Raw genomic sequence first — 11,359 nt, forward strand, 5'->3', positions numbered from 1 at the left:
TAAATTAGACTGTGGTATAATTTATAAAATGAAAATGAGATAAAAAAATTAAAGGAGTGCAGTTAATGTTCAAATTTCTAGGTAAAGTTGCTGCTGAAATGAGAAAAGTAAGTTGGCCAACTTTTAATGAACTTGTTAGAAAAACAGTTATTGTAATTGTTGTAGTTGGAATACTAATGTTATTCTGTTATGCAGTTGATTTAGGTATAACTGCTGGGATTAGACGTTTTAGTAGATAAGAGAGGTTATTATGAGCGATACAGTAAATAAAGAATGGTATGTTATACATACTTATTCAGGATATGAGAATAAAGTAAAAGATAATTTAGAAAAAAGGGTAGAATCTTTAAATATGGAAGATAAGATTTTTAGAATCGTTGTTCCAGAAGAAAAAGAGACTATTATTACTCCAACAGGAAAGAAAAAAGAAGTAAATAGAAAAACATTCCCTGGATATGTTTTAGTAGAACTTGTGATGACTGATGATTCTTGGTTCGTAGTACGTAATACTCCGGGAGTAACAGGGTTTGTAGGCTCACATGGTGGAGGTTCGAAACCAAGTCCACTACTTCCTGAAGAAATTAACTTTATTTTACAACAAATGGGACTATCTAGTGTAGTTGACATCGATATTGAGTTAGGTGATCATGTACGTGTTATTTCAGGTCCTTTTGTTGATATGGATGGAAAAGTTGTAAATATAGATACTAACAATTTCAAAGCTGATGTTATGATTGAACTAATGGGAAGAGAAACTAAAGTTGAGCTAGAACTATATAATATAGAAAAATTCTAAGAAAGGAAAAACTATCATTGATATAGATAGTAGGAAAAAGAGTGGAAAAAATTGCTGTTTTAATAGATTCTACATCATTTTTATCTGAGGAATTAAAAAAAGAATTAGATATTAGAACTGTTTATTTAAATATAGTTATCAATAATCATTCTTATAAAGAGATAATTGATATGACTGCCGATAAATATTATGAATATCTAAGAGATACTAATAATTCATTTCCAACTACTTCGCAACCTGCTATAGGAGAAGTTGTTGCTTGCTTAGAAAAATTAAAAGAAGAAGGATATACTGATGTTATAGCTATTGCTCTTTCTAGTGGAATTAGTGGAGCATGTTCTTCTTATACTGTCGCAGGATTAATGGTTGATGGGATTAATGTTCATCCTTTCGACTCAGAAGTATCTTGTAAGCCAGAAGGTTGGTACGCTATAAAAGCTGCAAACTTAATAAAAGAAGGTAAGAATTCAAATCAAATTATCAGTGCTCTAAATGAAATGAAAAAAGTTTCTAAAGCATACTTTATGGCTGATGATTTATCTCATCTTCAACGTGGAGGTCGCTTAAGTGGTGCACAAGCTCTAGTTGGGAGTTTATTACAAGTTAAGCCATTACTAAATTTTGAAGATAAGATAATTGTTCCTTTCCAAAAAATTCGTACTTATAAAAAAGTTGTATTAAGAATGTATGAGCTGTTTGATGAGTTTTATCAAGAACATAAAGGTGAAAATATTCATGTCTGTGTTCTTCATGTTGATGCTATAGAGAAAGCTCATGAGATAAAAGAGTATCTGGAGGATAAATATCCAGATATCGCTATAGAAATTGATGCTATTAGTCCTGTTATATCAACTCATTTAGGGCTAGGGGCTATAGGTTTTGGTTGGACAATATTATAAAAAATAAATTAATTATGAGGTGATTATCATGACACAAACAATGGCACACACTTGTTATAGAGTAGCTGATTTAAAAAAATCTGTAGAGTTTTACACATCAGCTTTTGATTTTGAAGTAAGTAGAGAAAGAGATTTTCCTGAGTATAAATTTACTTTAGTATATCTTACATTACCTGGTTCAAATTATGAACTTGAGCTTACTTATAACTATGATCATGGTGCTTATGAGTTAGGAGATGGTTATGGACACATTGCTATTTCTGTAGAAAACTTAGAAGAACTACATAAAAAACACGTTGAAGCTGGATATGATGTAACAGACCTAAAAGGATTACCTGGATTCCCTCCAAGTTATTATTTTGTAAAAGATCCAGATGGATACAAAATTGAAGTTATTCGTGCTTAATAAAGAGTAATTAATTGATTTCTTTATTTTAGTATGTTATAATGTATTTACATTGAAATAAATTACCGAAAGGGTGGTGAATTTTGAAAAGTTCTCCGCTCTTTTATGTTGTAATAAAAAATAAAAATAGAGGTGCTGTATGAGTATTGTACAAAAAGTAAAATCAATAGCAACAGAACAAGTTAAAGACTCTAATTATTCACTTTATGATGTTGAGTACGTAAAAGAAGGTAGCGATTATTTTTTACGTGTTTACTTCGATAAAGATGGTGGATTAAGCTTAGATGATTGTGTTTTATTAAGTGAAAAACTAGCTGAAGAATTAGATAAAGAGGATTTCATAAGTGATAAATACTATCTTGAAGTTTCTTCACCTGGTATTGAAAGAGATCTTAGAGATTTAGAAGAAGTTAGTAATTCTGTTGGTAAACATGTGTATATAAAAACATATGAAAAGATTGATAATCAAAAAGAATTTTATGGTGATATTCTATCTGTTGATGGAGATGAGATAACTATAGAATATAAAGATAAAGCTAGAGTTAAAAAATCAGTAGTTAAATATGAAAAAATTGCTAAGATAAGATTAGCTGTAAAATTTTAGAATAAAAGGAGATAACAGAGATGAGCAAGGATTTGCTTAAAGCAATAAAATTAATTGAACAAGAAAAAGGAATTGCAGAAGATATACTAGTAGAAGCTATTGAATTAGCACTACTTTCAGCATATAAAAAGAATTTTAATACTGCTAAAAATGTAAGGGTTGATTTCAATAGAGCTACAGGTGATTATAAATTTATTATAAGAAAAGATGTAGTAGAAGAAGTATACGATGATAGAATTGAATTCGCTTTAGAAGATGCATTAAAAATAAATCCTGCGTATGAAGTAGGAGATATTTATGAAGAAGAGGACCTTCCAAGTGATTTTGGTCGTGTAGGTGCTCAAGCTGCAAAACAAGCATTACTTCAAAGATTACGAGAAGCAGAAAAAGAGATTCTATTTAAAGAATATAGCGAATATGAAGGAGAAATTCTTTCTGGTACAGTTGATAGAATTGATACAAGATATGTATATGTTAAACTTGGAAAAATAGAAGCTATTTTAGGTGAAAATGAGCGTGTTCCTGGTGAAGAGTATGTTCCTCAAACACCAATTAAAGTTTATATTGCAAAAGTTGATAATCCAAGTCGTGGAAGTAAACCGCATGTATTAGCTTCAAGATCACATCCAGAATTTATTAGAAGATTGTTTGAGATTGAAGTACCAGAAATTTATAATGGTGTAGTAGAAATCAAGAGCGTTTCTAGAGAAGCAGGAGATAGAACTAAAATAGCTGTGTACTCTGAAGATAAAAATATTGATCCAGTAGGAGCTTGTGTAGGTAATAAAGGTGATCGAGTAAACCGTATTGTATCTGAACTAAATGGTGAAAAAATTGACATCATAACATGGGATGCGGACCCTGTAAAATTTATTACAAATGCATTAGCACCTGCAAAAGTAGAAAATATCAGTATTGATGAAGAAGAAAAAATCGCTAATGTAAAAGTTAAGGATGATCAACTTTCATTAGCAATTGGTAAAAAAGGACAAAACGTACGTCTAGCTGCAAAATTAACAGGTTGGAAAATCGATATAAAAGCTGCAGAATAGTGAGGTGTTAATATGAAAAAAAGAAAAATACCAACAAGAAGATGTATTTTAACTAATGAAATGTTTCCCAAAAAAGATTTATTGAGAATTGTAAAAAATAAAGAAGGGGAAATTTCAGTTGATCCTACTGGAAAAAAAGCTGGTAGAGGTGCATATGTTGTTACTGATTTAGAAGTTGTTAAGGCTGCTCAAGAAAAGAAACAATTAGAAAAATTTTTCGGTGCTTCTCCAGAAGTTATGGAACCTATCTATAACGAAGTTATAAGATTAATATATAGAAAGTCTATACCACAAAAATAATGATTAAAGTATATAATTTATTAGGTTTAATGCAGCGAGCAGGAAAACTTATAACAGGTGAAGATTTAATAATAAAAAATTTAAAAAATAAGAAGATTAAATTATTAGTTATTGCTGAGGACTGCGGAGTTAATACAAAGAAAAAATTAGAAGATAAGTCTAATTTTTATGGAGTAGAGCATATTGAGTTTTCAAATATTGAAAATATTAGTATTGCTATAGGTAGAGATAATCGTGTTGCAGTCGGAATAACTGATAGTGGATTTATAAAGAAATTTAAACAATTAATAGAAGAAGGAGGAAGACAATAATGAAAAAAGTCAGAGTGTATGAATATGCTAAAGAAATTGGTAAACAATCAAAAGATATTATTTCAGTTTTAAAAGATGCAGAGATTGAAGTATCCAATCATATGTCAATGTTAACAGAAGAGGGGTTAGCAAAACTTGATAGTGTCTTCAAAAAAGTAAAAAAAGAACAACCAAAAGAAAATAATAAGACTGAAAATAATCAGCAAAAAAATGATAATAAAAAAGCTAAAAAGAAAAAAAATAAAAAAGAGAAAAACAAAAAATCACATAAACAACAACCTGCTATCATTGAAGCTCCAACAGAAGAAACTATATCTGAAGATACAATTTTAGTTAAAGATGGTATGACTGTTGGTGAACTTTCTGAAGTTTTATCAGTAAGTTCTACTGAATTAATTAAAAAGCTGTTTATGGAATTAAAAATCATGGCAAATATTAATCAATCTCTTACTTTAGAGCAAATAGAATTAATTGCTATGGACTATGGAAAAGAAATACAAGAAGAAGTTGAAATCAATAAGGAAGACTTAGATTTATACTTTGAGGTTGAAGATCAAGATAAAGATCTTAAAGAAAGAGCTCCAATTGTTACTATAATGGGTCACGTTGACCATGGGAAAACAACTCTTTTAGATACAATAAGAAATACACGTGTTACAGCAGGAGAAGCAGGTGGTATTACTCAACATATCGGTGCTTATCAAGTTCGTGCTAAAGGTAAGAAAATAACATTCTTAGATACACCAGGACACGCTGCGTTTACTACTATGCGTGCTCGTGGAGCAAAAATTACTGACGTAACTATTTTAGTAGTTGCTGCAGATGATGGTGTAATGCCTCAAACTATAGAAGCAATCAACCATGCTAAAGCTGCGGAAGTTCCAATTATCGTTGCAGTAAATAAAATGGATAAACCTCAAGCTAATCCAGATCGTGTTATGAATGAATTAGTAGAGTATGGTTTAATTTCTGAAGAGTGGGGTGGAGATACTATCTTCGTACCTATCTCAGCATTAAAAGGTGAAGGTATTGATGAATTATTAGAAAATATCCTTCTAGTAACAGAAATGCAAGAACTTAAAGCTAATCCAAATCGTTTAGCATTAGGTACAGTAATTGAAGCCAAACTTGATAAAGGCCGTGGAGCAGTTGCGACATTATTAGTACAAAATGGTACTTTAAATGTAGGTGATCCATTAGTTGTAGGTAATACATTTGGACGTGTACGTGCTATGATTAACGATCGTAATAAAAATATTAATGTAGCTAAACCATCTACACCAGTTGAGATTACAGGGTTACAAGATGTTCCTAATGCAGGAGACAGATTCGTAGTATTTGGTGATGAAAAAACAGCTCGTCAAATTGGTGAAAAACGTCAACAACAATATATTGAAACAACTCGTCAAGCAAGCTCTGCTGTATCTTTAGATACTTTATTTGAACAAATGAAACAAGGTGAAATGAAAGATTTAAATATTATCATTAAAGCTGACGTTCAAGGTTCAGTTGAAGCTTTAGCTATGTCATTAGCTAAAATTGATGTTGAGGGTGTTAATGTACGTATTATTCACACTGGAGTAGGAGCAATTAACGAATCAGATATTACTTTAGCTGTAGCTTCTAATGCTGTAGTAATCGGATTTAATGTTCGTCCAGATAGTAATGCAAAACAAATGGCTCAAACAGAACAAGTAGATATTCGTCTGCACAGTATAATATATAAAGTTATTGAAGAAATTGAAGCTGCAATGACAGGGTTATTAGATCCTGAGTTTGTAGAGAAAGTAATTGGTCTTGCTGAAGTACGTCAAGTATACAAAGTTTCAAAAATTGGTACAATTGCAGGTGCATACGTTACTGAAGGTAAAGTATCACGCGATGGAAAAGTTCGTGTAATTCGTGATAGTGTTGTTATTTATGAAGGTGAAATCGACACATTAAGAAGATTTAAAGATGATGTTAAAGAAGTACAAAGTGGTTATGAATGTGGTATGACTGTTGAAAACTTTAATGATATTAAAGAAGGAGATGTCTTCGAAGTATACATCATGGAAGAAGTAAAAAAATAGGAGGTAAACTTTATGTCAGAATTAAGAGTTAATAGACTTGCAGAACAAATCAAAAAAGAAATTACATATGTACTAGCTACTAAAGTAAAAAATCATGATTTAGGATTTGTTACTGTAACAGAAGTAGCTTTGACAGGGGATTACTCACAAGCAAAAGTATTTTACACTGTTTTAGGTGGAGAGAAAGAAAAAGAAAGAACAAAAGAATCATTTAAGAAAATTAAAGGATTTGTTAAATCGGAAGTAGCAAAAAAAATTAAAATTAGAAAATTTCCGGAACTTATTTTTCAGTATGATACTACTGCTGAATATGCATTACACATTGAAAGTTTAATTGCTAGTGTAAGTAAAAAAGAAGAGGAATAAAATTTAAAAGTTTGAGATTTTTTAAAAATCTCAGGCTTTTATACTGAAGTATTCCATTATCTTTTTTTGTAATAAATTTTAGAGGAGAGAAGAATGTTACAAGTAACAAATTTAGGTTTACGATTTGCAGATAGAAAGTTATTTGAAGATGTAAATATTAAGTTTACAAATGGAAACTGTTATGGGCTAATTGGAGCTAATGGAGCAGGAAAAACAACATTTTTAAAACTTTTATCTGGTGAATTAGATTCACAACAAGGGCATGTATCACTTGGTAAAGGTGAAAGACTTGCAGTACTTCGTCAAAACCATTTCGCGTATGAAGAAAATAGAGTTATTGATGTTGTTATGATGGGACATGAACGTTTATGGGATGTTATGAACCGTAAAAATGAAATTTATATGAAAGATCCATTCACTGAAGAGGATGGTATCCTTGCTGCTGAACTAGAAGGTGAATTTGCAGAAATGGATGGATGGAGTGCAGAAAGTGATGCAGCTCAATTATTAGAAGGTCTAGGTATTTCAGTTGAATATCATGATATGTTAATGGGAGAATTAGATAATGCGATAAAAGTTAAAGTTTTACTAGCACAAGCATTATTTGGTAATCCTGACGTATTACTTCTAGACGAGCCTACTAACGGACTAGATATTAGTGCAATTAAATGGTTAGAAGAGTTTTTAATAAACTTTGAGAATACAGTTATTGTTGTCAGTCACGATCGACATTTCTTAAATAATATATGTACACATATTTGTGATTTAGATTTTGGAAAAATTCAACTTTATGTAGGGAACTATGATTTCTGGTATCAATCAAGTCAATTAGCGCGTCGCATGGCTGAGGATTCTAATAAGAAAAAAGAAGAAAAAATCAAAGAATTACAAGAATTTATTGCTCGTTTCTCTGCTAATGCATCTAAATCTAAACAAGCAACAAGCAGAAAGAAAATGCTTGATAAGATTACTCTAGATGATATTAAACCAAGTAGTAGACGTTATCCATATGTTCGTTTCACACCAGATCGCGAAATTGGAAATGACTTACTTATTGTTGATGGTTTAACTAAAGTTATAGAAGGTAAAGAGGTTCTGAGTAATGTGAGCTTTACAGTTAATCCAAATGATAAAGTAATTTTACTGGGTGATGAAGTAGCAAAAACAACATTACTTAAAATTCTTGCTGGGGAAATGGAACCAGATAGTGGAACTGTAAAATGGGGTATAACAACATCAAGAAGTTATATGCCTAAAGATAATTCTGAATACTTCGAAGGATTAAAACTAACATTAGTAGAATGGTTAAGACAATACGCATCTCCTGAAGAAGAATCAGAAGCATATTTACGATCTTTCTTAGGAAGAATGTTATTCTCTGGAGAAGAAGCTCTTAAACGTGCTCATGTTCTTTCTGGGGGAGAAAAAATGCGTTGTATGCTATCAAAAATGATGTTATCAAAAGCTAATGTTTTATTATTAGATGAGCCTACAAACCATCTTGACTTAGAATCTATAACTGCGGTCAATGAAGGTATTATCGCATTTAAAGGATCTGTATTCTTTACATCTCACGACTATGAGTTTATTCAAACAATAGCTAATAGAGTTATTGAATTAACTCCGGAAGGTGCAATAAATAAAGAGATGGATTATGAAAACTATCTTAAATTTAAAGGAATTATAGACTAAAAAAAAGAGGTAGGTTATATGCTTACCTCTTAATTCATTACTAAAATTTTATATTATTAAAAATACTTTTTGTTACTTCACTAAAAGCATTTACTTCGTCATTAGTAAATCTGTTAAATTCAATAGAATCAATATCTAAAAGCGCAACGACTTTAGAATCTTGGATAATTGGAATAACAAGTTCACTATTTGTTGCACTATCACAAGCTATATGGCCAGGAAATTTATGAACATCTTCTACGTAAGTTGTTTGTGCAGTAGTGTAACAATGACCACAGACACCTTTATTGAATGGTATTCGAGTGCAAGCAACTTTACCTTGAAATGGACCAAGTACAAGGTTATTGTTTTTATTATCTACTAGATAAAATCCAACCCAGTTTGTGTTCGGTAAATACTCTTTATATAAGGCAGATAGATTAGATAAGTTAGTAACAAGATTTTCTTCGCCACCTACTAATGATGCAGCTTGTTCTATAAATAAAGACTTATTTTCTAAAATATTCATTAGTGTACCTCCGTAAATATTTTATTCTATTTTCCCATATTAATAAAAAAAAATAAAGCAAAAAGTAAAAAAAAGAATATAATACTATAACGTAATGAAAAATGGAAAAAATATAAAAAAGAGCTAACAATAAACTCTAAATTACTATAAAATAAGCTAAAAATAGAAAAAAATTGAAAAAAAATGTCTGAAATACTTTGTTTTTTCTATTAAAAATGGTATAATTTTGTTAGGTTTATTGTATTAATAAAGATAAAAAATTTAATAAAAAGTTCAGGGGGAAGATATATGACATATATATTTTTATTTGTGTGTATTCTGATTCTTGGTGGGATAGTTGTACTATTCATTTTAAGAAACAGAAAAAAACAAGATTTATACCCTCTTTTAGTTATGAAAGACGAACTAGAAAGAGAAACACTATCTGATGATTTGAAAAAAGTGAAGGCTTTAGAAATTGCTGGGAAAGCTGAAAAGCTTTATGCAAGATGGGAAAGCGAATGGTATGAAATTCAAAGCATTGATATTGAAGAACTAGATCGTGATTTATATAATGCAGAAAGTTATATAGATAAATTTAATTTTAAACGTGCAGATGAAGTAATTATGAATAGTGGTGAGTTGATCGCTTCAATAAAAGATAGAATTGCTAGCATCAGAAGAGAAATTAAAGAATTAAAAGAGGTAGAACCTAGCAATAAAGAAACTTACGAAGAAATAGTTGTAGAGTACAAAGAATTAAATCGTGAGTTACTTGCTAAAAGACATCAATATGGTGCTGCTGCAGAGCAATTTGAGACTAATATCAAAAATCTTGCTCCACAATTAGAGGAGTTTAAAGTACTTACTTCAACTGGTAAATATATTGAAGCTCAAGAGAAAATTAATGATATCAAAGAATCTATCTATGATCTTAAAGAACGTATGGAAGTATTACCAGAACTTCTAAAAGAAATTGAAAAAACTTGTCCAGCACAAATTCAAACTTTAAGACTTAAAGTAGAAGATATGGAGAAAAAAGGATTTAAATTATCTCACTTAGATATAACTGGTAAAATTGAAAATAGTATATGGCAACTTAATGATGCTCGTGAAAAAGTTAAAGTTGGAGATATTGATTCTATTGAAAGTATCTTAGATGGTATTTACGATGTTCTTGATGAAATATCTAGTGATTTGAAAAAAGAACTGGAATATAAAAAATATATTGAAGAAAATTATAGAGAAGTATCAAACAAATTAGACTTACAAGATCAATTAAATGAAGCTTTATATAATAATATTCAAGAAATAAAAAATAGATACCAAATTTATCAAAAAGATGAAGAGATGGTCGCTGCATATTACGATCAATTAAGTAATCTATTAGATATAAAACATGATATTGATGTTTATATTAATAATCAACCAAAATTAAATTATAAAGATTTAAAAGAAAAAGTTCAGCATTTAAGTGAAGATTTAGAAAAAATTGAAGAAGATCAAACTAACTATTCTAGATACTTGAAGAGCTTACGTGAAGAAGAAAGTATTGCTCGTGATAAATTGATTTATATCAATCAAGAAAAAGAAGTTATTAAGAGAAAACTTGATAACTCTAGAGTACCAGGATTCAGTGATAGATTTATAGTTTTATATAAAGATGTAACTGATAGTTATAGATATGCTTTAGAAGAACTTAAAAAAGAGCCAATAAATATTGATTTACTTAAACGATCAGTAGCAGAGGCTGAGGAATCTTTAGAAATTTATGAGTCAGAAGTTAATAATATACTTACTGATATCGAGTTAATTGAAAAATTAATAAGATATGCAAATAGATATAGAAAAGACAATATTGAGTTCCATCAACAGTTAACAGTAGCTGAGCAGTATTATAGAGAATATAGATATAATAAGACTTTAGAAATTATTAGAAATGCTCTTGATAAAGTTGAGCCTGGAGCTTATGAAAGAATTAGAAATTCTATAAAAGCAAATTAATAATAAAAAACAATCTTGAACACTATGTTCAAGATTGTTCAGGCTGTTGACAAATAGGTCAACAGCCTTTTTTTAACTGAAATAAAACCTTTAAAATGGTATAATATAAGTATACAAAGGAGGTTTTAGTATGTTTAATAAAGTAGAAAATATAAAAGATGAAATAATACTAATGACACTATCAGAAATAGTACCTAAAGACCATTTTTTAAGAAAAGTAGATAAAGCTATCGATTTTAAATTTATTTATGATTTAACAGAAAAATACTATAGCCATACGACAGGGAGAAATAGTCTAGATCCTGTTGTATTATTTAAACTGGTATTTTTAAAAGACTTTTATGGAATAAAATCTATGAGAGAAACAATA

The 11,359-nt window shown here is 29.8% G+C and carries 13 protein-coding genes and 1 pseudogene; 13 read left to right on the forward strand and 1 reads right to left on the reverse strand.

Going from position 1 to position 11,359, the window contains the following annotated elements; genetic code table 11:
* Positions 1 to 65 precede the first annotated feature (65 nt).
* The 11 genes from secE to T369_RS0103225 all read left to right on the forward strand — a co-directional run bounded on the left by secE (position 66) and on the right by T369_RS0103225 (position 8,498).
* Positions 66 to 239 (forward strand): preprotein translocase subunit SecE, encoded by a 174-nt coding sequence (gene secE, locus T369_RS0103175; protein ID WP_031551657.1) that lies wholly within the window; start codon positions 66 to 68, stop codon positions 237 to 239.
* An 11-nt stretch (positions 240 to 250) separates the two neighbouring features.
* Positions 251 to 796, forward strand: coding sequence for a transcription termination/antitermination protein NusG (gene nusG, locus T369_RS0103180; protein WP_006364221.1), 546 nt, complete (start codon positions 251 to 253; stop codon positions 794 to 796).
* A 41-nt stretch (positions 797 to 837) separates the two neighbouring features.
* Positions 838 to 1,695, forward strand: a complete 858-nt coding sequence (locus T369_RS0103185) for a DegV family protein (RefSeq protein WP_031551659.1) — start codon at positions 838 to 840, stop codon at positions 1,693 to 1,695.
* 28 nt (positions 1,696 to 1,723) lie between these two features.
* The gene (gene gloA, locus T369_RS0103190) at positions 1,724 to 2,101 is read left to right on the forward strand and encodes a lactoylglutathione lyase (RefSeq protein ID WP_016359548.1); all 378 of its coding nucleotides are present in this window, start codon (positions 1,724 to 1,726) and stop codon (positions 2,099 to 2,101) included.
* A 139-nt stretch (positions 2,102 to 2,240) separates the two neighbouring features.
* On the forward strand, positions 2,241 to 2,705 hold the full coding sequence (gene rimP / locus T369_RS0103195; protein WP_031551661.1) for a ribosome maturation factor RimP: 465 nt from the start codon (positions 2,241 to 2,243) through the stop codon (positions 2,703 to 2,705).
* A 20-nt stretch (positions 2,706 to 2,725) separates the two neighbouring features.
* On the forward strand, positions 2,726 to 3,757 hold the full coding sequence (gene nusA / locus T369_RS0103200) for a transcription termination factor NusA (RefSeq protein ID WP_031551664.1): 1,032 nt from the start codon (positions 2,726 to 2,728) through the stop codon (positions 3,755 to 3,757).
* A 12-nt stretch (positions 3,758 to 3,769) separates the two neighbouring features.
* Positions 3,770 to 4,057 carry an RNase P modulator RnpM gene (rnpM, locus tag T369_RS0103205; protein WP_031551667.1) on the forward strand — a complete coding sequence of 96 codons (288 nt, stop codon included), beginning with the start codon at positions 3,770 to 3,772 and terminating at the stop codon, positions 4,055 to 4,057.
* Positions 4,057 to 4,368, forward strand: coding sequence for a L7Ae/L30e/S12e/Gadd45 family ribosomal protein (locus T369_RS0103210; protein WP_031551670.1), 312 nt, complete (start codon positions 4,057 to 4,059; stop codon positions 4,366 to 4,368). The genes rnpM and T369_RS0103210 overlap by 1 nt, the downstream gene beginning before the upstream one ends.
* Positions 4,368 to 6,440, forward strand: coding sequence for a translation initiation factor IF-2 (infB, locus tag T369_RS0103215; RefSeq protein WP_031551673.1), 2,073 nt, complete (start codon positions 4,368 to 4,370; stop codon positions 6,438 to 6,440). Before T369_RS0103210 ends, infB begins: the two co-directional genes overlap by 1 nt.
* A gap of 12 nt (positions 6,441 to 6,452) precedes the next feature.
* A complete protein-coding gene (rbfA, locus tag T369_RS0103220; RefSeq protein WP_006364213.1) occupies positions 6,453 to 6,806 on the forward strand; it encodes a 30S ribosome-binding factor RbfA in 354 nt (117 codons plus the stop codon).
* Between the two features lie 93 nt (positions 6,807 to 6,899).
* A complete protein-coding gene (locus T369_RS0103225) occupies positions 6,900 to 8,498 on the forward strand; it encodes an ABC-F family ATP-binding cassette domain-containing protein (protein WP_031551677.1) in 1,599 nt (532 codons plus the stop codon).
* Between the two features lie 40 nt (positions 8,499 to 8,538).
* On the opposite strand, the gene T369_RS0103230 is transcribed toward T369_RS0103225, so the two are convergent.
* The gene (locus T369_RS0103230; RefSeq protein ID WP_031551680.1) at positions 8,539 to 9,006 is read right to left on the reverse strand and encodes a GAF domain-containing protein; all 468 of its coding nucleotides are present in this window, start codon (positions 9,004 to 9,006) and stop codon (positions 8,539 to 8,541) included.
* A gap of 288 nt (positions 9,007 to 9,294) precedes the next feature.
* Between T369_RS0103230 and T369_RS0103235 the strand changes: the two genes are divergently transcribed.
* Both T369_RS0103235 and T369_RS09595 read left to right on the forward strand, forming a co-directional pair.
* A complete protein-coding gene (locus T369_RS0103235) occupies positions 9,295 to 10,989 on the forward strand; it encodes a septation ring formation regulator EzrA (protein ID WP_031551683.1) in 1,695 nt (564 codons plus the stop codon).
* 130 nt (positions 10,990 to 11,119) lie between these two features.
* Positions 11,120 to 11,359 (forward strand): annotated as a pseudogene (locus tag T369_RS09595) (IS5/IS1182 family transposase); the annotation flags it as partial.

It is taken from the genome of Gemella sanguinis ATCC 700632 (genome assembly GCF_000701685.1).
Taxonomy (GTDB): domain Bacteria; phylum Bacillota; class Bacilli; order Staphylococcales; family Gemellaceae; genus Gemella; species Gemella sanguinis.